The following is a 24,707-nucleotide window of genomic DNA, read 5'->3' on the forward strand; positions in this document are numbered from 1 at the left end:
GGGCAGTTGCCGGCCGAAGGGATGTGCTTTGGAACGGATGAACATGGGATCAGGACTCCGGGGTCTTGAGGCTTTGGGAGAGAGGGGCAAACGGATTCAGCGAAAAAAGGTGTTCTACCGGTACGCCGAAAATGCCCGACAGCTTGAGCGCGAGTTCGACCGAAGGGGCATAATCCCCGCGCTCGAGATAGCCGATGGTCTGGGGGTTCACCCCAACCTTTTCCGCCAGTTCCTTGCGGCTGAAGCCTCGCTCGGCGCGAAACACGGATATTCTGTTGTGAATCAAGGCGAATTACCTTTTTATCGCATCGATATGTTGTGTTTACACAATAATTCATTGCGCGTCAATAGGGGCATGCGCCAGCATGTGTGCTGGCGCAGGGTGCGTCTGCCGATTGGAGAGGGCTAGCGGCCGAAGGGCTCGGTGCAGGCGATGCCCTGCCTTGGCGAGCCGAATAGGCCGGGCGCAAGGCGCAGTGAGCCGCCGGCAAGTTCTGCCGTCCCCGCATAGGCTGCATCTGCGGGCATATGGTTGCCGCCCTCAGGGGAGAGTTGCAGCCGGCCATCCTCAAATGTGTAGGTGCCCCAGTAATCCTTGTAGATCTCGAACGGGGTCCAGGTCAGGGAGAAAGTGCCATCGGGATGGAAGATCAGCTCACGGACGGGTTCGGCGCCCACTGCGGCGCACGCTGCTTCTGGCTGGGCCCATCTTCCGACGAGGGGCAAGGCCTCTTCCAGATAGACGAGCATGCGGCCGGACAGGCTGGCTTCTCCCACCCGGGCCTGAACCTGAATGGCGGCGCCGGAGGCCGCGTCCGCATCTATCAGGACTGTGCGCCCGTCCGGCCCGAGCGTGGCCGGGCCGGTGATGGCAACATCTTGAAGACAGCTGGCGGCCACGGGCACGATCATGCCGGGCCGGCTCGTGAACCAGGGCGTCAGAACCATGCTGGCGCCCGGCAGAACAGCAGGCGGCTCCAGCCAGAAGATATAGCCCCCAAAATCGGAGGGCGGCGCGCAACTCTCTGCGGCAGGGGATGCCACAAGGGGTGTGGCTGCGGGCAAGGCGTGCTCCTCCGGCGGATTGGCGCAGGCCGCGACGAGTAGGCCTGCAAGGCAGAGAACTTGTTTCTTCATGCGGCCCTTCCTCAAACGAGTATTCGGTCAATGGATGATGGTCACTACTGAGTGATTTGGCCAGCGCTATCTAATGCCTACATCGCGCTGATGCCGCCATCGACCTTCAGTTCGGCGCCGGTCACCAGCTTCGACTCGTCCGAGGCGAGATAAAGCACCGCATAGGCGATGTCGTCCGGCTCGCCGACCTTGCCGAGCGGAATCTGACGGCCGAGCTTTTCAAGCGCCTTCTGCTCGCCGAACATCTCCTTGGTGCGGTCAAGAATCGGCGTGTTGATAAATACGGGGTGCACGGAGTTACATCGGATCTGCCCGCCCGTCTTCGCGCAGTGCAGCGCAATCGACTTCGACAGATGCCGCACCGCAGCCTTGGCCGTGTTGTAGGCAACGTAATTGCCGCTCGCGATAATGCCCGCGATGGAGGAAATGTTGATAATCGAGCCGAGCCCGTGCACGCGCATCAGGGGGATCGCATACTTGCAGCCGAGGAAAATCGAATCGACATCCACTTCCTGCACTTTGCGGAACATCTCGTAGCTCTCATCCTCCACCGAGCCGAGCGAGCCGATGCCGGCATTGTTGACGAGAATGTTCAGCCCGCCCATCGCATCATGCGCGGCCTGCAACACGTCCTGCCAACGCGCGCCATCGGTCACGTCATGCTGGAAGGCGAAGGCGGTGCCTGCGCCGTGTGCCTTGTTGATCGAAGCCGCCACTGCGTCAGCCCCTGCCCCGTTGATATCGGTGACGGTGACCTTCGCACCCTCCTTCGCCAGCATCCGCGCGGTTGCCTCGCCGAGGCCCTGCGCGCCGCCGGTGATGAATGCCATTTTGCCTGAAACGCGGCCCATTCTGTCTCCTCCCTGTTCTCCGCCTGACCTAACAACCTGCCGCCAGCCCCGCCAAGGGTCACCTCGCGGAGATCGGTGAAATTTCATCGATCTCCTTCAGCCAGGGCTTACCGTGACGGATGTAAACATGGTGAATGTCCCGGCGCCTCATCTGCCTCCTACTGACGATCTATGCGATTGCCTTCGCCTTCGGCGCGCTGACGGCCGTGCGCTGGCCATCCATCGTGATGGTCATGGGCTGGATCGTGCAGGATGATGTGAAGGGCGGCATTGACGCCGTAAACTGGCGCGAACTCGGCATCACGCATGGCGCCGCCTATCTCTTCGCCTCGCTTGGCTACTACGCCTCCAGCGCCCTGCTCGGCGCCCGCAAGGGCGGAGCCGTCAGCTGGTATCTGTTCGCGCTTGCCGCCTCGGTGCCGGCCGTGTTCCTCGTTCACTTCAATCCGAACTGGTGGGAAAACCCGACCGCCGGCGAAGGCGCGCTCGCGGGCCTGATGGCCGGCGCCCTGCTGCTGCTGATCGCGGTCTGGGAACTGCGCAAGCGCCCTCCGGAATATGTCGATGTCGAAGTGACGCCGGAAACCATGGAGAACCCCGTCGTTGCTGCGGCGCTGCGCGGCGAGCCTCTGGTCGCCGAGAAGCCGGTCAAAGTTAAGAAGAAGCACCCGCCCCTGTTCGTGCCGGACATCATGGTCGCCCGCCAGCGCGCCTTCCTGATCGCCCAGGCCCGCCGCAAGCAGGCACGCCGCGCCGAAGCCCTCGCCCGCCGCCGTGGGGAGTGGTTCGACGACGAGGAAGAGGCGGCCTGATTCCCATTGCCGGAACCGGCCCCAGAGCCTAGTTTCCTGCTCATAGGGCGGGAGACCTGATCATGATCCGCAGGATTGCCGGGGCCATCGTCGCCCTCATCGCCGCCTGGATGCTCTGGGATGCGATCTATGCCGTTCAGCTGATCGTCAGCCGGGGCAGCCCCCTCTCCGATGCGCTGCTGAATCCGCCGACCAGCGGCTGGCGCCTCGTCGCGGGCGGCCTTGCCCTTGGCGGCGGCCTGCTGGCGGCCCTGCGCCTGCCTTTCGGCGGCGTCCTGGGACTGATCGGCGGCGTCCTTTTCATCGCGCTCGCCGTGGTGATGGCAAGCCTGTCTGCCAACAGCAACATGATCACACCGGATTCGATTGCCGGCCTCGGCGTCGTAATCGTCTCGGGCGTGATCCTGTTCACCCGCCGCGACTGGGTCCAATAATCGATCCCTGCGGATTGATTTCAGGGCGGGAATGAATAGGTATGCGGCGCAACGCATCCGCCCTCGCGCGCAAAGGACAATCATTCCATGGCAGACACCTATGACGTCGTCATCATCGGGGGCGGCCCCGGTGGCTATAACTGCGCCATCCGCGCCGGCCAGCTGGGCCTGAAAGTCGCGTGCATCGAGTCGCGTGGAAAGCTCGGCGGCACCTGCCTGAATGTCGGCTGCATCCCGTCGAAGGCCCTGCTGCATGCCTCGCACCTGTTCCATGCCGCGCAGCATGATTTCGCTGCGCTCGGCATCAAGACTGGCAAGGTCGAGCTCGATCTCGCGCAGATGATGGCGCAGAAGTCCGACGCGGTTGAGGGCCTGACCAAGGGCGTCGAGTTCCTGCTCAAAAAGAACAAAGCCGAATATATCAAAGGGCGTGGAAAAATCCTCGGGCCGGGCAAGGTCGAGGTCGCGTTGGCAGACGGCGGCACCCGCGTCCTGGAGACGAAGAACATCGTCATCGCCACCGGTTCTGAGCCGGCCACCCTGCCCGGCATCGAGATCGACGAGGAGCGCATTGTCTCGAACGTTGGCGCACTGTCGCTGAGCGCGGTTCCGAAGCGCCTCGTCCTGATCGGAGCTGGTGTGATCGGCCTTGAAATGGGCTCGGTCTGGGCACGTCTCGGTTCGGATGTGACTGTGGTGGAGTATCTCGACCGCATCCTGCCGCCGGCAGACGCCGAAGTGGCGAAAGAAGCCGAGCGCACGTTCAAGAAGCAGGGCCTCACCTTCAAGCTCGGCACAAAAGTCACCGGCATCGAGAAGCAGAAGACCAAGCTGAAAGTCTCGATGGAGCCCGCAAAGGGCGGTGAGACCGAAACGGTCGACGCCGACATCGTCATCGTCGCCATCGGCCGCAAGCCCTACACCGAAGGCCTCGGCCTCGAGAATGTCGGCGGCAGGACGGACAAGCGCGGCGTGATCGAAGTGACCGATCACTTCCGCGTTGCGCCCGGCGTCTGGGCCGTGGGCGACTGTATTCCGGGCCCGATGCTCGCGCACAAGGCCGAGGATGACGGCACGGCGGTTGCCGAGCTGATCGCCGGCAAGGCAGGCCATGTGAACTATGATCTTGTGCCCAGCGTCGTCTATACCAACCCGGAAATCGCCTGGGTCGGCAAGAATGAGGAAGAGCTGAAGGCCGCCGGCATCGAGTATGTGAAGGGCAAGTTCCCGTTCATGGCAAACTCCCGTGCACGGACGAACCACGAGACCACAGGCTTCGTCAAAATCCTCGCCGAAAAAGGCACGGACCGGATCCTCGGCGCACACATGATCGGCGTCGGCGTCGGCGAGATGATCGCGGAAGTCGTCGTCGCGATGGAATTCGGCGCCGCGTCGGAAGACATCGCCCGCACCAGCCATGCCCACCCCACCCTGTCGGAAGCCGTCCGGCAGGCCGCCATGGGCGTGGAAGGCTGGACTATGCAGATGTAGACTTGCCCGCCGGGACTGGCGCCCGGCGCAAAACTCCCTTAGAGTGGGCCCATGTACACACATGCGGGCGCAGGATGGAGCATCAGGCCGTTTGATCCGGCAGATGCGAACGCATGCCTGTCGATCTTCCGCGACTGCCTGACCGACATGCCCTGGCGTGGGCGTAACCGGGGCCAGTACATGATCCTGCGCCGGGCGCTCGGGCCCCAGAATGCCTTGGTCGCGGAGGAACCCGATGCCGGTATCATCGGCTTCCTGACGCTGCAGATGGCGCAGGGCTATGTCGACCATATGTTCGTGGACCGGGACTGGCGCTTCTGCGGCGTCGCCCGCGGCCTGCTGGAAGTGGCGCGCGCGCATGTCAACGGCACGCTGAGCCTGGATGTCGACGCGGAAAACCTGGGCGCCCGCCGCGCCTATGAGGCGCTCGGCTGGCAGGTCGTGGCCAGCACTGGCACCAGTGGCAAGGCGCGCCAGATGCGCCTTGTCAGCCCCTGACCGCTTTGCCCGCACGCCTGCCCCCGAACCCGGAAACCGTTTATGCCGCCCCGGCAGAATGGGTCGCGCGCGGCGCGGGCGCGCAGGGCAACCTCTTCCTCACGGGGCGCGCCGGCACGGGCAAGACGACGCTGCTACGCAAATTCCTCGCAGAGGCGGGTGACAAGGCGGTGGTCGTCGCGCCGACCGGCGTGGCCGCGATGAATGCCGGCGGGCAGACGATCCACTCCTTCTTCAAGCTGCCGCCGCGCCTGATCGAGGCACAGGATGTGCGCCGCCTACCGAATGCGCGCGTGGTGCGGGCCATCGACACGATGGTGATCGATGAAATCTCGATGGTGCGTTCCGACATGCTGGACGCCATAGACCGCAGCCTGAAGCTGAACCGCGGATCGAAACGCCCATTCGGCGGTGTACGGATGATCCTCTCCGGCGACCTGCACCAGTTGCCGCCGGTCGTGTCCAATCAGGAAAGCCCGATCCTGCAGGAACGCTTCGGCGGGAACTATTTCCACAACGCGCACGCCTTCAAGGAAGCGGAGTTCGCGCTGCTCGCCCTGAAGCATGTGTTCCGGCAGGAAGACCCGCGCTTCCTCGCCCTGCTCGGCGCACTGCGCAATGGCCGCGTGACGCCGCAAGATGAGTTGACGCTGGCCCGTCTCGTGTCGAAACGCAGCGCCGCAGAAGCCTCCGACACGCATGTCGTGCTCACGCCGAACAATGCCAACGCCTTCCGCATCAACCAGACGCGCCTTGCTCAGCTGACCGGCGAGCGCAAGGTGTTCGCCGCCGATGTGCAGGGCCAGTTCGACGACAAGAGCTTCCCGACCGAGGCAGACCTTGAGCTGAAGGTCGGCGCGCGCGTGATGCTGATCCGCAACGATCCCGAAGGGCGCTGGGTGAACGGCACGCTGGCGCATGTCGAAGGCTTCGGCTCCAAGAGCGTGATCGTGAAGATCGGCAAACGGGTCTACGAGATCGAGCAGGCGGCCTGGGAAAAGTACCGCTATGATTTCGAGATGGACTCGAAGAAAGTGAAGCGCGAAGTGGTCGGCACGTTCAAGCAGGTGCCGCTGCGCCTTGCCTACGCCGTCACCGTGCACAAGGCGCAGGGCCTGACGCTCGACAATGTCTATATCGATTTCGACTCCGGTATGTTCGCGCACGGACAGGCCTATGTCGCCTTCTCGCGGGCGCGCACACTGGAAGGGCTCGAAATCTCACGGCCCCTGCGCCCGCGCGACCTCGTGCTCGACCGCGACGCGTTTGCCTTCGGCGACCTCGACACGATTGAGGACACGCCGGCCTACTTGCTGGCAAAATTCCGGAAGGACGAGGGCGTGCTCGTTTAAGCGAGCTTGCGGATTTCGTCTGCCAGCGCGCGGTCCTTGTCGGTGACGATCGCTTCCAGCGTCTTCACGCGCTCCTTCAGCCGCGCCACGTCCTCGCGCAGTTTCGCGACCTCGCCCTGCGTGACATCATCCGCGCGGGAATTGGCGCGGGTCTTCAGGTAAGTGGTGTAGACCCCTGCCCCGACGCTGATCGCGACGATGAGCACCACCATTTCAAACGGACCCATGTGATCATCCTCCGGTTCGCAGCAGGCAAGATGCCCCAAAGGGGCGGTGAATAAAAGGCCGGATCAGGATGGATCAGAGCCGGTCGATATCGCGGCGCAGGCGCCAGTCGCGGTCGGTGATGATTTCCTCCAGCACGCGGATGCGCTCGTTGAGACGGTCGATCTCCGTATCCCGCGCCCCGCGCACATCGGCCTCCGGATACCCGGCATACCGGCGCGGCCGGCACCGCGACCTGCCCGCAACCGCCCAGACGATCAGGGCCACGGTCATGAACAGCCAGAAACCAGACATGTCATCCTCCCTCACATATCGATTATCAATGTGGGAAGATTGAAGGTCAGCGCAAGAGGCGAGGGAGAAAAAAACGACTCAGCGCCCCGTCGACCCAAACCCGCCTGAGCCTCGCGCGGTCTCTCCGAGCTCGCTGACTTCCTGCCAGCCGAGGCGGGTGACCGGGGCGAGGACGAGCTGGGCGATGCGTTCGCCGCGCTGGATGGTGAAGGCTTCTGCCCCGAGATTGATCAGGATCACCTTGATCTCGCCGCGATAATCCGAATCGATCGTGCCCGGCGTGTTGAGGCAGGTGAGGCCATGCTTGGCCGCAAGGCCCGAGCGCGGGCGCACCTGGATCTCGTAGCCTTCGGGGATTGCGACAGAGAGGCCGGTCGGCACCATCGCGCGCGCGCCGGGCGCGAGCACCACGGGTTCATTTTCGGGCACAGCGGCGCGCACATCCATGCCGGCAGAGCCTGCGGTTTCGTAAGACGGCAGCTGCAGCCCGTCGAAATGCGGCAGCGGGCGGACTTGAACAGTGATATTGCTCATCGCCCCCGGGTGCGGAGACTCTGCGCAGGAGTCAAGCCGCGAGCGCCTTAAGCAGACAGGCTTTCTATCACGGCACAGTCAGGTGTGTCCGTCAGTGCACAATTCTCAAGGATGGAGCCGAGCCTCTTTTCCAGTTCGGTCAGTGTTGCGATCTTTTCATGCACCAGCGCGAGCTGGCGACTGGCTTCAGTGTGGACTTCGGCACACGTCATCGAACGATCATGCATACCCATCATCGCCCGGATCAGATCGAGCGGGAAACCAAGCTCGCGAGCTCGGCGAATGAAGGTCAACCGTGCCGCGTCGGACGACGTGTAAAGACGCCGTCCGCCTTGTGACCGGCGAGGTTCCGGCATGAGGTCCGCCTTCTCGTAGAACCGGATAGTTTCGATATGCACGCCGGATTCGCGGCTCAGTCGCCCGATTGTGAAGGTACTCACGAAAGTAATCCTTGCTCCTGTAGTTACTACAGATGCTAGACGAAGGGTATGGAAACGCAATCCAGACACCCCTCCTCCGAACACGCACCGGGCTGGCTTTCTGGCGCGGGCATATTGTCCGGCTTCTTCGCATTGCTCGGCGCATCCTGCTGCATCCTGCCGCTTCTGCTCGCCTATGTCGGGCTTGGCAGCGTATTGGCAGCGAACCTAGCGCTTCTTGAGCGCTGGCGAGAGCCCATGATCGCCGCCACCGCATTGCTGATGCTGGCAGCGTTTATTGCAGCATTCTGGAAAGGTCGAAGGCCACGCGCGAAGTTCTGGACCAGTATGGGCGTTTCGAGCCTTCTGCTGGCTGTGGCTTGGCAGTTGCCCCAACACGAAATCGAAATCCTGAAATGGCTGGACCTGATTTGACCGAAGCCTTTGAACCCGAATCGACGTTGATCTGCCCGCTCTGCGGCCATCAGAAAACCGAGACCATGCCTACCAACGCATGCCAGTATTATTATGACTGCACGGGATGCGGCGAACTGCTACGACCTAAGCCGGGCGATTGCTGTGTCTTCTGTTCCTACGGAACGGCCAAATGTCCGCCTATTCAGCTCGGCAACGGATGTTGTAGCTAGGCTACTCCGCCGCGAGCCGCAAACCCGTCTGCGGGCCGGTGAGCGCGTCGGCGATGCGGGCGGCGAGGCGGCGGGAGACGTCTTCCTTGGCGAGGCGCGGCCAGTGTTCGCTGCCCTCCTCCGTGATCAGGTAAACCTCGTTCTCCGCCCCGCCCATCACATCGCCGGACACATCATTGGCGACAATCCAGTCGCAGCCCTTGCGGGCGCGCTTGTCGGTGGCGAGGGCTTCGACATCATGCGTCTCTGCGGCAAAGCCGATGACAAGGCGCGGGCGGTTTTTGCGCTTGTGGCTGAGCGTGCGCAGGATGTCCGGGTTTTCGGCCAGCTCGATGGCGGGGGCGGCGCCCTTGCCTTTCAGCTTCAGCTTCTGCGGCGCAGCCTTCACCGGGCGCCAGTCGGCGACCGCAGCGACGGAGACAAAAACATCCGCAGGCAGAGCATCTTCGCACGCCTTCAGCATCTCCCGCGCGGTCTCCACCTGCACGAGTTCCACACAGGCCGGCGCGGCGAGCGAGACCGGTCCTGACACCAGCGTCACGCGCGCGCCTTCGGCGGCGAGCGCCGCAGCAATCGCATAGCCCTGCTTGCCGGAGGACTGATTGGAAATATAGCGCACCGGGTCCAGCGGCTCACGCGTCGGCCCGGCGGTGACGAGCGCGTGCAAGCCACTGAGGCGTTTCGCTTTCGGCAAGAGCATCGCCTCGATCTCGCGCACGATCACCGGCACATCCGGCAGGCGACCCGGCCCGAACTCACCGCAGGCCATCGGCCCGACATCCGGCTCAACAACCGTCACGCCGTCCGCGCGCAGACGGGCGACATTGCGCTTCGTCGCGGCATGTTCCCACATCCGCACGTTCATCGCCGGCACCATCAGCACAGGCTTGTCGGTGGCGAGCAGTGTGGTGGAGGCAAGATCATTGGCGAGGCCGTTCGCCGCTTTCGCCATCAGGTCCGCGGTTGCCGGGCAGACGACGACGAGATCAGCCGAGCGCGACAGCTCGATATGGCCCATCTCGGTCTCGTCGGTGAGATCGAACAGTTCGGAAAAGACCTTCTCGCCGGAGAGCGCGGCGACCGAAAGCGGCGTCACGAACTGCGCGCCGGCCTTCGTCAGGATCACGCGCGAGGCAATGCCGCGCCGGCCCAGCTCGCGGATCAGCTCCAGGCTCTTATAGGCCGCGATGCCGCCGCCAATGATCAGGAGGATGCGTTTAGCGCTCATGGTTCCGGATATATCGGGTCTGACTAGCCCCATTCCTAGCGCAAAAACCTTGCCGCGCCCCCATCAAAACCTCGGGAATGGCACGCCGGCGTCAACACCGCGGTAAGGTTTGGCGCCTCAGTCGCCGACGCGGATGAGGTGGGCGCTGGTGGAGTTGCCGAAGCCCGGCTTGTCATCCACCTTGATCACCCGGCTTGCGGGCGAAGCCTGAACCGTGCGCACGGAGACAGATGTGCCGCGCGCCGTTTCGGTGCGGTGGAGGACGAAAGTCTCGGTCTTGCCGCCGCAGGCGACGCGGACGGTGGCGGTGCGCTGGCCCTTGGCAGCAGCGTTGTCCAGCGCGGCGCGCGTGGCTGCATCGGTCGCGGCGGCGCAGGTGTCGGCAAAGGCGGGCGCGGCAGCGAGACCGGCGGCGATGAACAGGACGGCGAGTTTCATGGCTCCGGCTCCCTTCTGGTGGCGGAGCGTGAATGCTAACCGGAGTCTTAACGCCGCGAAGCCCTTACGCCCCCTGCGGGAAACTCACAGGCAGGCAGGACCCGCAGCCGCGAGAAATTCGCCTCAGAATCCGCGCACGGCCCACGCCGCAGCAACACCCAGAATTCCGATCAACCCGAACCAGCCCCACCAGGGTGCGAAACGTTCGGGTTTCGGCGGCGGCGTGGGTTCCGCCTCGAGGGATTTCTCGAACCGGTCCATGACTTCCGGCAAGCGCTTCAGCCGATTGGCGACATCGCGGATGTTCTCGGCAACGAGCCGCACCGCGCCTTCGGGTCCGAAATTGCGCCGGATCCAGTCGCCGACCACCGGTTCCGAGGCGTTCCAGATATTCACCGCCGGATCGATGGCGCGCGCGACGCCTTCCACCTGCACCATGGTTTTCTGAAGCAGCACGAGTTCCGGGCGCAGCACCATGCCGAACGTGTGCGTATAATCGAACAGCTGCAAGAGCACCCGGCCCATCGACACGTCTTCGGCAGAGCGGCCGAACAGCGGTTCGCCAATCGAGCGCAGTGCCTGCGCGAAATCGCCGACAGACTGGCTGGATGGCACATAGCCCGCCTCGAAATGCACTTCCGCGATGCGCACATAATCGCGCTTCAGGAAGCCCCAGAGAATCTCCGCCAGGAAACGCCGCTCTATGGGCCCTACCCTGCCGATGATGCCGAAATCGACAAGCGCGATCCGGCCTTCCGGCGTGATGATCGCGTTGCCCTCATGCATGTCGGCGTGGAAGACGCCGTGATCGAGCGCGCTCGCGAGGAAGCCCTGGATGATGTCATTGGCAAGCTTGTTGCGGTCCAGACCCGACCGGTCCAGCGCGCCGGGCGCGGTCAGCGGCGTGCCTTCGATCCATTCGGCCGTCAGTACGCGGCGGCCTGTGCGTTCCCAGTCGACCCTCGGTACACGGAAGAACCCGGTCTTCTCGTTCACGGCGCGCATCTCGTCTGCGCCGCCCGCTTCAAGGCGAAGGTCGGTCTCGCGCATCATCGATGTGGCGATGGTTTCGGTGAAGGCGATGGGCCGCAGGCGCCGGCTTTCGGAGGAAACGCCCTCGATCGTGCGCGCGGCGCGGCGCATGGCGGAGAGTTCCAGCTCAAGCTGGCGCTCGATACCGGGGCGCAGGATTTTCACCGCGCGCGCGCCGTCTGGCAGTTCCATGCGGTGCACCTGCGCGAGCGAGGCCGCAGCGACAGGCTCCGACAGCGCGGAGAACAGCCGCTCGGCCTCCGCCTTGCCGAACTCGGCTGCGAGCGCAGCGCGCGCCTGTTTCATGGAGAAAGGCGGCAGCTTGTCCTTCAGCCGCGACAGGTCACCCGCGACTTCCGAACCGAACACGTCCGGCCGGGTCGCCAGGAACTGGCCGAGCTTGATGTAAGCAGGCCCGAGACTCTCCAGCGCCCGCGCAAGGCGCTCACCGGGACGTCCGCGCGCACCGCTGAAAATGCGCAGCACCCCGCCCGCAATCCGCGCCGGCAGCGGCAGGCGCGACTGGTACTCCCCCGGCAGGATGACATCATGCCGGGCCAGCGCCGTGCCCGCGCGCATCAGCCGGCGATAGTCGGAGAGCGCTTTCAGCATCCGTCAGACCGCCCAGCCGAAATGCAAAGCTGCGATGCCGCCCGAATAGTTCGTCACTGACACTTGCGAGAACCCGGCGCCTTCAATTTCGGTCTTGAATGTCTGCTGGTCCGGAAACTTGCGGATCGATTCGACCAAATACTGATAGCTTTCGCGGTCCGATGCGATCAGTTCGCCGAGGCGCGGAATGACGGCGAAGCTGTAGGCGTCATAAGCCTCCTGCAGCACGGGCACCGTCATCTGGCTGAACTCGAGTACGGCAAGGCGCCCACCGGTCTTCAGTACACGGCGGAATTCGCGCAGACCCGCCACGCGGTCTGCAAAATTGCGGATGCCGAAAGAGACCGTGACGGCATCAAAGCTCTTGTCCGGATAAGGCAGCTTCTGGCCATCGGCGCAGACCCAGTTCAGGCGGCCCGCCCATTGCGCATTGTCTGCGCGCGCCTTGCCGGCTTCCAGCATCGCATCGTTGATGTCGCAGACAATCGCTGTTGCCGGGCGCGCATCGCCGCGGCGTTTGCCCGCCGCATCCGCCAGTGTGAGAAACGCCCGTGCCAGCTCGCCCGTGCCGCCGGCAACATCAAGGTGGCGCTCGCCCGGCTGGGGGTTCACCTTGTTCATCGCATCATGCTTCCACAAACGGTGGACGCCGGCGCTCATCAGGTCGTTCATCAGGTCATAGCGCGAGGCAACAGAGCGGAACACGCCCTTCACGCGGGCGACCTTCTCGCTTTCCGTCACATCCTCGAAACCGAAGGAGACGATGCGTTCGTTGCTATCCGTGCCTGTCATGCGCGCCTATCTTACCTGCCTCAGCCATAGCGTATATGCGATAAAGATGCCTGAATTACCCGAAGTCGAGACAGTTCGCCGCGGACTTGCCCCCGTGATGGAGGGGCGGCGCATCCTCCGGGTCGAGCAGCGCCGGGCGGACCTGCGCTTTCCCCTGCCCGAGCGCTTTCCGCAGCGGCTGAAAGGCGCCCGGATCGACCGGCTGGCCCGGCAGGCGAAATTCCTGGCGGCCCACCTGTCGACCGGGGAAGTCCTTGTCATGCATCTCGGCATGACCGGGCGGTTCACCATCTCCGGTCAGATGAAAGGCGCATTCCACCATGAAACCGGCGCCGCCGAGTCCCACGACCATGTCGTCTTCCACATGGAGGGTGGTGAGACGGTCACCTATAACGACCCTCGCCGCTTCGGCTTCATGGAGCTCTGGCCGGCCGCGGAATTCGGGGCATACCCAAGGTTAACGCAGATGGGGCCGGAACCGCTGTCGAACCATTTCTCGGCCGATTATCTTGGTAAAGCGCTTGCCGGAAAAGCCGCGCCGATCAAGGCTGCCCTGCTCGACCAGAAAGTCGTCGCGGGCCTCGGCAACATCTATGTCTGCGAAGCGCTCTACCGCGCCGGCATCTCGCCCAAGCGCCTGTCGAAAACCATCCCCGGCCAGCGCGCCCTCCGCCTCGCCCCGGCGATCAACGCCGTCATCGCCGAAGCCATCGAAGCGGGTGGCTCCTCGATTTCCGACTTCGCAAATGCCGAAGGCGAACTCGGCTACTTCCAGCACCGGTTTGATGTCTACGACCGCGAAGGCGAGCCCTGCAAACGCTGCGGCGCGACGGTGAAGCGCATCGTGCAATCGGGCCGATCGAGTTTCTATTGCGGCGGGTGCCAGAAGTAGCCCTACCGCTCCGCCCTCAGCCCCAGCTTAGCCAGCGGCGCCCCGATCCCCCCGCTCACCAGCGCCGCCAGCAGTGGCAGCGCGGGCCAGATCTTCGAGACCGGCGCTGCGAGCCAGTCCCTGAGCCAGGGCAGAACCGCAGAATCCGACTGGTAGACCGGCGTGAACATATGGCTCATGCCTTGAAAGAGGCGCACATGCAGCGCGCGCATCCGCGTGTAGTCCGCAGCAATCTCGCCGCCTGCCTCCACAGCGCGCGCCAGCGCAAAGGCATCCAGCAGCGCCATATTCGCCCCCTGCCCGAGTTGCGGGCTGGTCGCGTGCCAGCTGTCACCCAGACGAATCAGGCGGCCTTCGGTGGCCGGCCAGTGCGTGCGGTGGCGATAGCGCGCGAAAGTCAGCTGGTCATGCTCCGTGATCTGATCAAGCAGCACCGCCGTCTCCGGCCAGAGCGCGCTCGCCTCCCGCTTCCAGTCGGCGAGCGGCGCGGTGCGGAAAGCCTCGTAAGCATCGCCCCGGATCGACCAGAAATAGGTGAGGCTCACCGGCGCACCGGGCGCGGCCCTGCCGGACGGCATCACGCCCGCCATCTTGCGCGCCGCTTCGTAGCGCTGTTCCAGCGCGGCATCGTCAAACACGCTGCTCTCCGGCCAGGGCAGTGTTGCCCAAAGCGCGCCATAGGGCAGCTCCTTTGACGGTTTCGATGCCAGCGGCGAGCGCACACCCATACAGTCGATCAGGAGATCGTACGGACCAAGCGCGCTACCCTCCGTGTCCCGGAACACGCCCGCCTCACTGTCTGCCGAAACGATCCGTGTGCCAAGCACAACCTGGACGCCGGCTGCCTTTGCCGCCTCAAACAGCAGATCGAACAGGGCTGCGCGCTGGATGCCAATCCCGATGAGGCTTTTCCGCAGCGCGCCGTAACGCACATCGAGCACCGCCCTGCCCGTCTCAGACGACACACCCCACAGCCGCGTTATCGGACTGCCCAGCGCTTCCGCCCCCGCCCGCAGGCCCAGCGCGCCGAGGATCGTCAGCCCTGTCTCCTGCAGCATCAACCCGGAGCCGACGGGGCCGGCTGCTTCAAACTGGTCAAACACCGTCACCCGGTGGCCTGCCCGCGCCAGCAGTATCCCGCTCGCCAGCCCGCCAACCCCGGCCCCCGCAATTCCGATCGATAACTTCGCGCTCATCAGCCTGTTTAGCCCTGCTCCTTGCACGTTGCGCAAGTCTCAAGCAGAGTGAGTTCCGAAAAGAAACGGGAGAGATCGCCATGCCTCAAGGAGCCGCGCTGATCGTCGGTGCAGGAGACGCCACCGGCGGCGCCATCGCAAAAGCCTTCGCCCGCGAGGGACTGGTCGCGTGTGTCAGCCGGCGGCCGCGCAATCTCGTGTCGCTGAACGAACTGGTCGCGCAGATCGAGGCTGAAGGCTGCAAGGCGCGCGCCTTTGGCGTTGATGCGCGCGAGGAGGAGGCGACCGCCGCGCTGGTCGACCAGATCGAGGCGGAGGTCGGCCCTCTGGAAGTATGCGTGTTCAATATCGGCGCCAATGTCCGCTTCGGCATCACGGAGACGACCTCGCGTGTCTATCAGAAGGTCTGGGAGATGGCGGCCTATTCGGGGTTCCTTGCCGGGCGCGAGGCGGCACGTGTGATGCGTCCGCGCGGCCGCGGAACCATCATCTTCACCGGCGCCACCGCCGGCGTGCGCGGCCGCGAGGGCTTCTCCGCTTTTGCCGGCGCAAAGCATGCGCTGCGCGCGCTGGCACAATCGATGGCGCGCGAGCTTGGCCCGGAAGGTATCCATGTTGCGCATGTCGTCATCGACGGGCCGATCAACAGCCAGTTCATCCGCGAGAATGTTCCGGATGCGGCAGATCGCTTTGCGAAAGACGGCCTGCTGCTGCCGGACGAAATCGCGAAGAATTATGTCTGGCTGCACCGCCAGCATCGTTCGGCCTGGACGCATGAGCTGGACCTGCGCCCGTGGAGCGAGAGCTGGTAGCGCGCTACACCATCCCCGCATCCGTCGGCAGGCCGAACAGGATGCGGCCGGTCAGCTCATAGGTCGACGGCGCCGTGACGATATGCTGCGTGATTGCATGCGCATCGCGGAAACGGCGCTGCAGATCGCTCGCCTCGAACAGCGCAGCGCCGCCACCGAGATCATACAGTGTACGGCATATCTCCGCGCCCGTGCGTGTCATGTGCGTGCAGGCAAGGCGAAGGTCGGCACGCAACTCCATCGGAATCTCGCCCGGCGCCTGTGCAGCCGTCCAGACCCGGTCGATCTCGGCAAACAGATACGCCCGCGCCGCGCGCCACTGCGCTTCACAATTTGCATACGCCGCCTGCATCATCTGGCGTTCGGCGAGCGTCTTGGCCGAGCCCTGGCTTTTCTTCACGGTCGCCAGCGCATGGAACGCATCGAGCGCGCCGCGCGCGTTTCCAAGCGCCACTGCGCACACGCCCAGCGACAAGAGCCCAAAGGCCGGGAACTTGTAGAGCGCACCCGGCACTTTCGGTTTGTCAGAGACCAGCGACACCGAACGCCCCTTCGGCACCAGGATATCCTTCACCTCGATATCGCCGGAGCCGGTGCCTTTCAGGCCCATCACATGCCAGGTATCGTGCAGCACCGCATCGGAAGCCGGGAACACCATCATCCGTGTGTCCGGCGCGCCGGAGGGCAGGCGCAGCATCTCGCCGTTTTCCCAGATCGTGCAGCTGCCGCAAAGCCAGCTGCAATTTGCCGAGCCCGAGCCCCACTGCCATCGCCCTGTGACGCGGTAGCTGTCCCCTTCCGGCACCGCGCGCCCCATCGGCGCGAACACGCCGCCGGTGATCGCCATAGGGTCGCCATAGATCGCGCGGGCGTATTCGGCGTCCATATAGGCGGCGTTCAGCGCGGTGGTCGCCGCGATCATCACGCACCAGCCGGCGCTGGCATTCGCGCGGGCGGCGGCTTCGGTCACTTCCACCATCTCGCGCGGCGTGGACTCGAGGCCGCCGAACGCTTTCGGCGTCACCATCCGGAACACGCCGGTTGCGGCAATCTTCTGCGCAAGGTCAGCGGGCAGGCGGCGCGCCTCCTCCATTTCCGCCGCGCGTGCAGCAAGTTCGGGCAGCAGCGGCTGAAGCGCCGTCAACGGATCAATCCTGGTCACGATTTCAGTTCTCCATGAAATTTTGCCGGCGCCGCGTGGCGCCAGGACATGATGAGCGCTGAGCGCAGCGTGGCGAGATCGCACTTCGCGAGGCGAATGGAAGTCGCGCCATTCAGACCCCACTTGTTCGGCACCTGGAAGAAGATGTCCGGCTCTGCCTCGCACAGCATCTTCTGCTCATCCGGCGTCAGGAACACGTTCGAGAATTCATGGTGCGGCGGCAGCGTGCAGAATATCTTGCCTTTCGGCGCATCGACCCGGAAACTCGCCCAGTCAAAATGCGGGCGCTCAAGAGCGCGCGGTAGTTTCAGAGCTTCGGCGCGCAGCTTCTCCGGCTTGATCATTCCGCAGCCCCGAACACGGCCTTGCCATCCTTGATCGTTTCCAGCACGCGGATGTCCTTGATCGTGGACGGATCAACTTTCAGCGGATTGGCCGAAAGCACCACGAGATCCGCCCGCTTGCCGGGCGTGATCGAGCCCTTGTCCGCCTCCTCGAAATACTGCCGCGCCGCGTTCAGCGTGACAGCGCGCAGGGCGTCGAGCGGGTCTGCCTTTTCTGCCGGGCCGAGCACCTGACCTGTGCGCGTCTCGCGGTTCACCGCCACCCAGATGAGCCGCATGAAATCCGCCGGTACCACGGGTGAATCCGTGTGCATCGTGTAGGCGAGGCCCTTCTCCTTCGCACTTGCGAGCGGGCTGATCCTTGCAGCACGCTCCGGCCCGAGCACCTGATCGCGGTGCCAGTCACCCCAGAAGAAGGGATGCGCCGCGAAGAAGGAGGGCACCATGCCAAGCTCCGCCATCCGGTCCAGCTGGTCCTCACGCGCCGTCTGCGCATGGATCGCGACGGTGCGCACATCCTGATCCTGATAGGTGCCGAGAATGGCCCCTTCAAACTCCAGCAACTGGTCAATCGCGCGGTCGCCGTTGACATGCGCAATCACCTGAATGCCGCGCGCATGCGCCCCTTCCAGCAGCGCCTCGACGCTCTCGTCAGAATATGTTCCGTAGCCGGAATACCCTGTCTCCTGCCCCGGCGGCGGAACGACATAGGGCCTCGTCAGCCAGGCGGTCCTGCCCTGCGGCGAGCCATCAAGGATCAGCTTGATGCCGCCGACCCGGAAATTGCCGTCATAGGCCCGAGAACTGGTGAAATCTTCGCCGATGGAAGTGCCATCCGCGAAATGCTGGTAAGCGACGATATCGAGATAGAACGCGCCGTCTGCAGCCGCCTTGCGCATATCCTCGACCTGCTGCGGCGTTGTCGCCCCGTCCTGCACCGTGGTTATCCCGGCGCGGGCATAGACCTTTTGCGCCGCTGCAAGCCCGGCAATTCGCATCGACTGATCCGGGGCCGGAAGATGCTTCAGCACCAGATACATCGCCGTTTCTTCCAGCACACCGTTCGGGGTCACCCCGTCCGCCTCGCGCCGGATGACACCTCCGAATGGATCGTCCGTCTCCGCCGTGATGCCGGCCAGTGCAAGGCAGGCAGAGTTGCAGGCGATGAAATGCGCTGACGTGTGCAAGAGGATTACAGGCACATCAGCGGCGACCGCGTCCAGATCATGCCGGTCCGGATGTCGCGCTTCGGCGAGCAGCGAGTCGTCATAGCCGAAACCTGTGATCGCCGGGGCTGCGGGGCGCGCCGCACGCCAACCGGCAAGCTTCGCCTGCAAGTCCGCAATCGAGGAAACCTCACCCGCCGGCGGCGGCTGCAGATCGGCCATCGAGGCGACCTGCGCCATGATCGCGAGGTGGCCGTGCGCATCGATGAAGCCCGGCACCAGCGTGCGCCCGCCAAGATCGCGCACCACGGCTTGCGGTCCTGCGGCCTGCAGCACATCGGCGGCGGTGCCCACAGCAAAGATTCGTCCCTCCCGGATGGCGACGGCTTCTGCCGAAGGCTGTTCCTCATCCACCGTCACGATATCGGCATTGATCAGCACGGTGATGCCTTCTCCGCCCGCCGCCACAGGCTTTGCAGCGCAGGCGCCCAGCAACGCTGCGCCAAGGGCGCCCAGTATCCACCGGTGAGTGCGGGCCTGCATCAACACGTCGTCCTCCCTCGCCCGACTGCGCCAGCGTTTCACCCGGCACCATCGGCGAGGCGCCCCCGGCTTGGCAAGCACCTATAGTGACAGGGCGCCGAGGATCACCGCGGTCAGGATGCCGGACAGGAGAACGCAGAAATAGATGCTGTCGAGCGTCAGCACTCTCAGCACCGCGGTTGTCCGGCCGGTGCCATACACTGTGCGCAGCATCCGGTAGAGATACCAGTTCGACCAGATCAGCAGCGCCAGAACGACCCATCCCGACCCGATCAACAGCGAGACGAGGAAGCCCACAGACATGGCGAAGAACAGCGCCGAATGGAAATGCAGCGAGACGATCAGATGATCGAAGAACAGGAATTGCCGGCGCCAGATATAAACCGCCGCAAGCAGCAGCGCATAGACCGGCAGCAGCACGAACATCAGGCGCGGAATCCATTCCTGTGTCTGACGGGCAAGACGAGCCGGGTCATCCATCACTTCGGCAAACTGCGCCGCGTCCCTGTCACCCCGCTCGCCGGCTTCGCGCACGGAATCGAGCGCTTCCTTCGGCATGAAGCCGACCCATTCGCGGTCCGGGCTGCCGGGCCCGGTTTCATTTTCTGCCGCGTCCGCACCCGGCTCTGGCGGCGGACTGGAAACGAGGCCCGGGATGCCACCCTTCCAGAGCGCATCAAGTTGGTCCAGCCCCTCGATCGCCTCGCGGTATTCCTCTTCGCTCATATTGCCTTCGGCGAAAGCCCGTTCGACCTGCGCCCTGGCATCCTCAAGATTGCCGGAGGCTCGCGGCCCGAAACCGAATCCTTGCCCTGTCATCAGCGGCAACAGCACGAAGAAGATCAGCGAGGCAAACACATACAGCCGGAAGGGCGGAATGAACCGCGCGCGCTGGCCATCAAGGTAGTCGCGCGTCATCCGGCCGGGGCGCAGCATGAGATTGGGCAGGGTGTGTGCGATGCGCCCGTCGAGCGAGAAGAAGGTCTCGAGGCTTTCGCTGACGAGCGTCCAGAAAGGCCGGCGCAGGCTCTGCCCGCTCTGGCCGCAATGGTGGCAGAATTCGCCGGACAGCAGCGTGCCGCAATTTAGGCAGTTTGGGCTGGCAGGCGGGCCTTTGGTCTGCGCAAGGCCGACGGCCGCATCTGCGCCCGCATGTTCGATGGCTGTATCTGCCGCGCTGCCGAAATCGTCGGTCATACCCGTTACTCCTGAGCCCCGGCCCTTGTCACAGGCTCCGCGGTCTCACGCAACGGGCTTCTCGCCATCAGATGAAGATCTTCGGCTTTCTCGCCTGGAAACGCCGGGTCGCTTCGCGGTAGCTTTCCGCCCGCCCGTCAGAGGCAAGGCCGTAGGTTTGTTCGCGCAGGAATTCCATCAGTCCCTTGCGCTTGCCGGCGGCCTCCAGCGCTTCCGGAGACAGGGTTTCACCAATCTCTACACGGAGGGTTTCGCCCATCCGGCGTTTCACTTCGCGGAAGACGAGGGCGAGGCGCAGTTCCAACGACAGGTGCGAGGCGATCTGGAACAGGCGCGAGTTCTGGCCGTCGAAAAAGATCGGCGTGACTGAGGCGCGGCTGTGCGTGATCAGCTTCGCCGTGAAAGGCTTCCATTCATCATCCACTGCCAGCGGATCAAACGGGCGCGGCACGGTGGAAACCCCGCCCGCCGGGAACACGACGACACAGCCCCCGCCTTTCACATGCGCCAGCGCGGCGCGGCGCATTTCGACATTTGCAGCGACCGCCTCCTTCGTGGCGGCAAACTCGACGGGCAAGAGGTAGGGCTTCGCCTCCGGCACAGCATCCAGCACCGAATTGGTGAGCACCTTGAAATCCTTCCGCCGCAGACTGATCAGCCAGCTGATGACCAGACCATCCAGCACGCCGAAGGGATGGTTGGCGACAACCACCAGCGGCCCCTCCTCCGGCATCGCAGAGAGACGGCCCGCAGGAAAGCTCACATCCAGATCGAGCAGGCGCACCGCCGCCTCGAAGAACGGCACATCATTGGCGAGGTGTTCGCGGTAATGCGCGTAGAGCTTTGCGAGTTTCGGCTGGCCGGACGCATGCTCCACCGCCCGCACGAGCGCGCGCTTCAGCGGATCGTCGAAATAAGACGCGTAGGAAAGCTCCGGCGCCGCTTCGGCTTTCATCAGAGCCGCCACATCCGTGCCAGATTGTTCTTCTGCATGTCGGACGAGCCGCCAACGATGGGCATGCCGAGCAGGTCGCGCACATTTCGCTCGATGTCATAGGCATCCGAGAGGCCATAGGCGCCGATCACCTGCTGGCAGGCGAGCGCGATCTCGACACCGGTATCGGCGACGAAGAGTTTCGCCATCGCCGTTTCCGCCGAACAGGGCTGGCCGGTGCCGGCGAGCCAGGCGGCGTGGTAGAGCATGTGCCGGCAGGCGGCGAGTTTCGTCCGTGCCGTGACGAGCTTGTTGGCAACCGCCTGATGCTTGCCGATCGGCTTGCCGAACTGCACACGCTCGCCCGCATATTGCCAGGCCTCTTCCAGCGCCGCGCGGGCAAGACCATAGGCAACTGCCGTGATCTCGATCTTCTCGACATCCAGCGCGCGGCCCGCCAGCGCCTCCCAGCCTTTGTTCCACTTTTCCGGCCCGCCGACGATGGCGCTTTCCGGCAAGCGTACATCGTCCAGATAAACGTCCATCGATTTCGTATAGCGCAGGTTCGCATGTTCGATGGCCTGCATCGTCACGCCCTTGGCATTCGTCGGCACAAGGACAAAAGTGAGATTGCCGTGACGCGCGCCCGGCTCACCCGAGCGGCAGAGGCAGTAGATATAATCCGCCCAGTCGGCGCCCGTGCACCAGCGTTTGGCGCCGCGGATGACAATCTCGCTGCCGTCCCGCTCCACGCGTGTCTCGACACTCGGCAGGTCGCCGCCGACATTCGGTTCGGACAGGCCATAGGCGAGGAAGATTTCCCCACGCGCGAGTTTCGGCAACAGAGCTTCCTTCTGCTCCTTTGATCCGTTCTCGGAGATATTCAGCCCGCCATAGAAGGCCGCATGAATGTAGGGGCCCGCCATCGACGGCCCGCCCTGGCAGAGTTCCTCGATCACGGCGGCGGCGGCATAGATATCCTCGCCCTGCCCGCCATATGCCTCGGGAATTGTCAGGCCGATCAGGCCCATCTGTGCAAGCTCGCGGAACAGACCCCGGTCCCAGGTCGCGGCCTTGTCCCATTCCCGCCGCTTCTCGCGCGGCATCTTCTCCGCCACCCAGCGCGAAAGCTGGCGGCGGATTTCGGCGACGTGATCAGGCTCGGCGGCAAAACTGGTCATACTTCCCCCGGGATTTTCACCGCTATCTGGGACGCTTTGGCAAGCGGGGAAAGGGGTGAGACTCGACAGCCCGAATTGTTCCCTATATGTTCATGGCGTGAGACCCCCATGCGCAAGCCAACCGGCATTGAATCCCTTTATGTCGATTTCGACGCCTTCTTCGCCAATGCGGAGAAGCTGCTGAGGCCCGAGCTGCGGGACCGGCCAGTCGGCGTCATTCCCCTGCCCTCAGAGTATACGAGCCTGATTGCCTGCTGCTACCAGTCCCGGCTCTCGGGCGTGAAGCGCGGCATGTCGGTCAGTGAGGCGCGGGAACTCTGCCCCGACATCACCCTCGTTCTGGCCCGGCATGACGAGTATGTCCGCCTCCATCACAGGATCCTTGAGGAGATCGACAATCATGTGCCCGTCAAACGGGTCTGGTCGGTCGATGAGATGGAATGCGAACTGACCGGCACCGAGCAGCAACGCTACCTGAAGATCGCACACGCCCTGCGCGACGGGCTGGCGAAGAATGTCGGCGCCGTGCTCTCCCCATCCATCGGCCTCGGCCCGAACCAGTTCCTGGCGAAAGTGGCCGCCGAAATGGAAAAGCCGGCGGGACTGACGGTGCTTCATCCGGATACGCTGCTTCAGCAACTCGCGCCGCTGGAACTGAGTGACCTGCCGGGAATTGCCGGCAGCATGCGCCGCCGCCTCGAAGCGGCGGGTATCACGACAATGACGCAGCTCTGGCATACCTCCCCCAAACAGGCCCGCCAGATATGGGGCAGCGTGGAAGGCGAACGGATCTGGCTGCAACTGCATGGCTATGCCGTGTCGAAGCCCGGCCCCACGCGACGGATGTTCGGTCACAGCCGCGTTCTGGCGAAGGACTGGCAATCCCCGGCAAAGGCGCGCGAATGCCTGCGTCTGCTGACAGCCAAAGCCGCGCAGAGGCTGCGGCGGGAGGGGTATAACGCCAGCGCAATCGAGATTTCGGTCTCGGTGTCGGAAGGTGCAGGATGGTCGGGTGCGGAGCATTTCTCCCCTGCCCGCGATGACCATACATTTCTCAGTGCCGTGAGCCGCCTGTTCGATTCGGCGCAACCTGCTCTCAGGGGGCGGAAGCTGCAGAATGTCTATGTCATGCTGCACCGGATCAGCCGACCGGGCGAAGTGACGGGAGACCTGTTCGAGCAGGCCGGCGTACACGACCGGGAGCCGCGCTGGGACCAGATCACGGACGTGATGGACGAACTGAACCGGCGCTATGGCGGCGGGGCCATCTCGCTGGGCATCCGCAACGAGCTACCCGGAGGCTATGCCGGCGCCAAGATCGCCTTTGGCCGGGTGCCCAGCCTGGAGGATTTTGACGGGCTTCCCGTCAACCCACCAGAACGCCCTGGCCGATCTCTTCCAGCCGGTAAGGCGTCGTCTGATAGGTCTGGTTGATCCAGTTGCCGAAGAGGAGATGGGCGTGGCTACGCCAGCGGTTGAGCGGCGGGCGTGTGGGGTCGTCGCCGGGGAAATAGTTATGGGGCACGGCAATCGGCAGGCCCTGCGCCACGTCGCGCTCATACTCTTCCTTGAGCGAGAAGGAATCGTATTCGACATGGTTGAACATGAAGAGGCTGCGGCTCGGCGCGTGGTGCAGGAGGCTCGGGCCGGTCTTCTCGCAATCGACCAGCAGGCCGAGTTCGGGGCGCGCGCGTACATCCTCGCGGCGCACCTCGGTCCAGCGTGAGACAGGGATCAGGAAATCATCCGAAAAGCCAGCAAGGTAGGGCGAAGCCGGCGCAAGGTTTGACTGGCGGAAAACGCCGAAGGCTTTCTCGCCCAGCTGGTATTTCGGCAGGCCGTGGAAATGATACGCGGCCGCCATCGCGCCCCAGCAGACATAGAAGGGCGAGTGCACGTTCGTGCGCGTCCAGTCGAGGATCTGCTGCAGCTCGTTCCAGTAATTTACAGCTTCGAACGGCATCTGCTCCACCGGCGCGCCGGTGATGATGAAGCCGTCAAACTTCCGCTCCCGGATTTCCTCCCAGGTCTGGTAGAAGCTGATCAGGTGCTCGGCGGACGTGTTTTTCGGCTGGTGCCCGCCAACACGCACGAGGGTGAGTTCGACCTGCAGTGGGGTTGCGCCGATCAGGCGGGCGAGCTGTGTTTCGGTGCGGATCTTGTTCGGCATCAGGTTCAGCAGGCCGATCTGCAGCGGGCGGATATCCTGGCGCACCGCGTCGATCTCGCGCATCACGGCGACGCCCTCGCGTTTCAGCGTCTCGGCGGCTGGCAGCGTATCGGGAATGCGGATGGGCATGGCGGCAAGTCCTCATCGGCCCGCTTGGGATCAAACGCATCGCGATGGGGGGGAAAGGCGGAGCACCCTCCGCATCTCGGCCCTTTAGCGACTTGTTTAACGTGGCTGCAAGCCGGCCGGCCAAATCACCACAGGCGGGATTTAGTATGGCCACGCGGCGGCGTCAAATCCGTGCGGATCGGAGC

At 64.1% G+C, this 24,707-nt stretch carries 29 protein-coding genes and 1 riboswitch; of the genes, 10 read left to right on the forward strand and 19 right to left on the reverse strand.

The window, feature by feature from the left end:
* Window positions 1-49: 49 nt before the first annotated feature.
* The 3 genes from ACK4TE_RS08500 to ACK4TE_RS08510 all read right to left on the reverse strand — a co-directional run bounded on the left by ACK4TE_RS08500 (window position 50) and on the right by ACK4TE_RS08510 (window position 1,988).
* The gene (locus ACK4TE_RS08500) at window positions 50-283 is read right to left on the reverse strand and encodes a helix-turn-helix transcriptional regulator (protein WP_409911138.1); all 234 of its coding nucleotides are present in this window, start codon (window positions 281-283) and stop codon (window positions 50-52) included.
* A gap of 122 nt (window positions 284-405) precedes the next feature.
* Window positions 406-1,137 carry a hypothetical protein gene (locus ACK4TE_RS08505; protein ID WP_409911067.1) on the reverse strand — a complete coding sequence of 244 codons (732 nt, stop codon included), beginning with the start codon at window positions 1,135-1,137 and terminating at the stop codon, window positions 406-408.
* Window positions 1,138-1,214: 77 nt separating this feature from the next.
* A complete protein-coding gene (locus tag ACK4TE_RS08510) occupies window positions 1,215-1,988 on the reverse strand; it encodes an SDR family oxidoreductase (RefSeq protein ID WP_409911068.1) in 774 nt (257 codons plus the stop codon).
* A 134-nt stretch (window positions 1,989-2,122) separates the two neighbouring features.
* Between ACK4TE_RS08510 and ACK4TE_RS08515 the strand changes: the two genes are divergently transcribed.
* From ACK4TE_RS08515 to ACK4TE_RS08535, 5 genes are all read left to right on the forward strand, one after another.
* Complete coding sequence (locus tag ACK4TE_RS08515) at window positions 2,123-2,800, forward strand: hypothetical protein (RefSeq protein WP_409911069.1); 678 nt, start codon at window positions 2,123-2,125, stop codon at window positions 2,798-2,800.
* 62 nt (window positions 2,801-2,862) lie between these two features.
* Window positions 2,863-3,234 (forward strand): hypothetical protein, encoded by a 372-nt coding sequence (locus ACK4TE_RS08520; RefSeq protein WP_409911070.1) that lies wholly within the window; start codon window positions 2,863-2,865, stop codon window positions 3,232-3,234.
* Window positions 3,235-3,321: 87 nt separating this feature from the next.
* Window positions 3,322-4,725: a dihydrolipoyl dehydrogenase gene (lpdA, locus tag ACK4TE_RS08525; RefSeq protein ID WP_409911071.1), complete on the forward strand. Its 1,404-nt coding sequence runs from the start codon at window positions 3,322-3,324 to the stop codon at window positions 4,723-4,725.
* Window positions 4,726-4,776: 51 nt separating this feature from the next.
* Window positions 4,777-5,223 (forward strand): N-acetyltransferase family protein, encoded by a 447-nt coding sequence (locus tag ACK4TE_RS08530; protein WP_409911072.1) that lies wholly within the window; start codon window positions 4,777-4,779, stop codon window positions 5,221-5,223.
* A 5-nt stretch (window positions 5,224-5,228) separates the two neighbouring features.
* The gene (locus ACK4TE_RS08535) at window positions 5,229-6,575 is read left to right on the forward strand and encodes an ATP-dependent RecD-like DNA helicase (RefSeq protein WP_409911073.1); all 1,347 of its coding nucleotides are present in this window, start codon (window positions 5,229-5,231) and stop codon (window positions 6,573-6,575) included.
* Here the strand turns inward: ACK4TE_RS08535 and ACK4TE_RS08540 are convergent.
* From ACK4TE_RS08540 to ACK4TE_RS08555, 4 genes are all read right to left on the reverse strand, one after another.
* Complete coding sequence (locus tag ACK4TE_RS08540; RefSeq protein ID WP_409911074.1) at window positions 6,572-6,802, reverse strand: hypothetical protein; 231 nt, start codon at window positions 6,800-6,802, stop codon at window positions 6,572-6,574. The two genes, ACK4TE_RS08535 and ACK4TE_RS08540, sit on opposite strands and share 4 nt — an antisense overlap.
* Window positions 6,803-6,875: 73 nt before the next feature.
* Entirely contained in the window at window positions 6,876-7,094 is a 219-nt protein-coding gene (locus tag ACK4TE_RS08545) for a hypothetical protein (RefSeq protein ID WP_409911075.1), read from the reverse strand.
* 78 nt (window positions 7,095-7,172) lie between these two features.
* A complete protein-coding gene (gene dut / locus ACK4TE_RS08550) occupies window positions 7,173-7,628 on the reverse strand; it encodes a dUTP diphosphatase (RefSeq protein ID WP_409911076.1) in 456 nt (151 codons plus the stop codon).
* A gap of 47 nt (window positions 7,629-7,675) precedes the next feature.
* A complete protein-coding gene (locus tag ACK4TE_RS08555; RefSeq protein WP_409911077.1) occupies window positions 7,676-8,068 on the reverse strand; it encodes a MerR family transcriptional regulator in 393 nt (130 codons plus the stop codon).
* Between the two features lie 48 nt (window positions 8,069-8,116).
* Here ACK4TE_RS08555 and ACK4TE_RS08560 point away from each other — a divergent pair, with 48 nt between their 5' ends.
* Window positions 8,117-8,482 carry a hypothetical protein gene (locus ACK4TE_RS08560; RefSeq protein WP_409911078.1) on the forward strand — a complete coding sequence of 122 codons (366 nt, stop codon included), beginning with the start codon at window positions 8,117-8,119 and terminating at the stop codon, window positions 8,480-8,482.
* Window positions 8,464-8,694: a GDCCVxC domain-containing (seleno)protein gene (locus tag ACK4TE_RS08565; protein WP_409911079.1), complete on the forward strand. Its 231-nt coding sequence runs from the start codon at window positions 8,464-8,466 to the stop codon at window positions 8,692-8,694. The genes ACK4TE_RS08560 and ACK4TE_RS08565 overlap by 19 nt, the downstream gene beginning before the upstream one ends.
* 1 nt (window position 8,695) lies before the next feature.
* Here ACK4TE_RS08565 and coaBC read toward each other — a convergent pair whose 3' ends face one another.
* From coaBC to ACK4TE_RS08585, 4 genes are all read right to left on the reverse strand, one after another.
* Window positions 8,696-9,922: a bifunctional phosphopantothenoylcysteine decarboxylase/phosphopantothenate--cysteine ligase CoaBC gene (gene coaBC, locus ACK4TE_RS08570; protein WP_409911080.1), complete on the reverse strand. Its 1,227-nt coding sequence runs from the start codon at window positions 9,920-9,922 to the stop codon at window positions 8,696-8,698.
* A gap of 117 nt (window positions 9,923-10,039) precedes the next feature.
* On the reverse strand, window positions 10,040-10,360 hold the full coding sequence (locus ACK4TE_RS08575; protein WP_409911081.1) for a hypothetical protein: 321 nt from the start codon (window positions 10,358-10,360) through the stop codon (window positions 10,040-10,042).
* 123 nt (window positions 10,361-10,483) lie between these two features.
* On the reverse strand, window positions 10,484-12,004 hold the full coding sequence (locus ACK4TE_RS08580) for an AarF/UbiB family protein (protein WP_409911082.1): 1,521 nt from the start codon (window positions 12,002-12,004) through the stop codon (window positions 10,484-10,486).
* 3 nt (window positions 12,005-12,007) lie between these two features.
* Entirely contained in the window at window positions 12,008-12,796 is a 789-nt protein-coding gene (locus ACK4TE_RS08585; protein ID WP_409911083.1) for a class I SAM-dependent methyltransferase, read from the reverse strand.
* Window positions 12,797-12,842: 46 nt separating this feature from the next.
* On the opposite strand from ACK4TE_RS08585, the gene mutM reads away from it, so the two are divergent.
* Window positions 12,843-13,688 carry a bifunctional DNA-formamidopyrimidine glycosylase/DNA-(apurinic or apyrimidinic site) lyase gene (mutM, locus tag ACK4TE_RS08590; protein ID WP_409911084.1) on the forward strand — a complete coding sequence of 282 codons (846 nt, stop codon included), beginning with the start codon at window positions 12,843-12,845 and terminating at the stop codon, window positions 13,686-13,688.
* A gap of 2 nt (window positions 13,689-13,690) precedes the next feature.
* Here the strand turns inward: mutM and ACK4TE_RS08595 are convergent, their stop codons facing one another.
* A complete protein-coding gene (locus ACK4TE_RS08595; RefSeq protein WP_409911085.1) occupies window positions 13,691-14,884 on the reverse strand; it encodes an FAD-dependent oxidoreductase in 1,194 nt (397 codons plus the stop codon).
* 80 nt (window positions 14,885-14,964) lie between these two features.
* On the opposite strand from ACK4TE_RS08595, the gene ACK4TE_RS08600 reads away from it, so the two are divergent.
* Window positions 14,965-15,696: an SDR family NAD(P)-dependent oxidoreductase gene (locus ACK4TE_RS08600; RefSeq protein WP_409911086.1), complete on the forward strand. Its 732-nt coding sequence runs from the start codon at window positions 14,965-14,967 to the stop codon at window positions 15,694-15,696.
* Window positions 15,697-15,700: 4 nt separating this feature from the next.
* On the opposite strand, the gene ACK4TE_RS08605 is transcribed toward ACK4TE_RS08600, so the two are convergent.
* The 6 genes from ACK4TE_RS08605 to ACK4TE_RS08630 form a co-directional block, all read right to left on the reverse strand.
* Window positions 15,701-16,858 carry an acyl-CoA dehydrogenase family protein gene (locus tag ACK4TE_RS08605; RefSeq protein ID WP_409911087.1) on the reverse strand — a complete coding sequence of 386 codons (1,158 nt, stop codon included), beginning with the start codon at window positions 16,856-16,858 and terminating at the stop codon, window positions 15,701-15,703.
* Window positions 16,855-17,202 carry an MmcQ/YjbR family DNA-binding protein gene (locus tag ACK4TE_RS08610; RefSeq protein WP_409911088.1) on the reverse strand — a complete coding sequence of 116 codons (348 nt, stop codon included), beginning with the start codon at window positions 17,200-17,202 and terminating at the stop codon, window positions 16,855-16,857. Before ACK4TE_RS08610 ends, ACK4TE_RS08605 begins: the two co-directional genes overlap by 4 nt.
* The gene (locus tag ACK4TE_RS08615; RefSeq protein ID WP_409911089.1) at window positions 17,199-18,911 is read right to left on the reverse strand and encodes an amidohydrolase; all 1,713 of its coding nucleotides are present in this window, start codon (window positions 18,909-18,911) and stop codon (window positions 17,199-17,201) included. Before ACK4TE_RS08615 ends, ACK4TE_RS08610 begins: the two co-directional genes overlap by 4 nt.
* Before the next feature lie 81 nt (window positions 18,912-18,992).
* Complete coding sequence (locus tag ACK4TE_RS08620) at window positions 18,993-20,108, reverse strand: DUF3667 domain-containing protein (protein ID WP_409911090.1); 1,116 nt, start codon at window positions 20,106-20,108, stop codon at window positions 18,993-18,995.
* A 67-nt stretch (window positions 20,109-20,175) separates the two neighbouring features.
* Window positions 20,176-21,063 carry a lysophospholipid acyltransferase family protein gene (locus ACK4TE_RS08625; protein ID WP_409911091.1) on the reverse strand — a complete coding sequence of 296 codons (888 nt, stop codon included), beginning with the start codon at window positions 21,061-21,063 and terminating at the stop codon, window positions 20,176-20,178.
* Window positions 21,063-22,223, reverse strand: a complete 1,161-nt coding sequence (locus ACK4TE_RS08630) for an acyl-CoA dehydrogenase family protein (RefSeq protein WP_409911092.1) — start codon at window positions 22,221-22,223, stop codon at window positions 21,063-21,065. Before ACK4TE_RS08630 ends, ACK4TE_RS08625 begins: the two co-directional genes overlap by 1 nt.
* A gap of 108 nt (window positions 22,224-22,331) precedes the next feature.
* Between ACK4TE_RS08630 and ACK4TE_RS08635 the strand changes: the two genes are divergently transcribed.
* Window positions 22,332-23,657, forward strand: coding sequence for a Y-family DNA polymerase (locus ACK4TE_RS08635; RefSeq protein ID WP_409911093.1), 1,326 nt, complete (start codon window positions 22,332-22,334; stop codon window positions 23,655-23,657).
* On the opposite strand, the gene metA is transcribed toward ACK4TE_RS08635, so the two are convergent.
* Entirely contained in the window at window positions 23,590-24,522 is a 933-nt protein-coding gene (gene metA / locus ACK4TE_RS08640) for a homoserine O-succinyltransferase (protein ID WP_409911094.1), read from the reverse strand. The genes ACK4TE_RS08635 and metA overlap by 68 nt on opposite strands.
* Window positions 24,523-24,586: 64 nt before the next feature.
* A riboswitch (SAM riboswitch) is annotated at window positions 24,587-24,664 on the reverse strand.
* Window positions 24,665-24,707 lie beyond the last annotated feature (43 nt).

The organism is Hyphomonas sp., from assembly GCF_046313975.1.
In the GTDB taxonomy this organism is placed as follows: domain Bacteria; phylum Pseudomonadota; class Alphaproteobacteria; order Caulobacterales; family Hyphomonadaceae; genus Hyphomonas.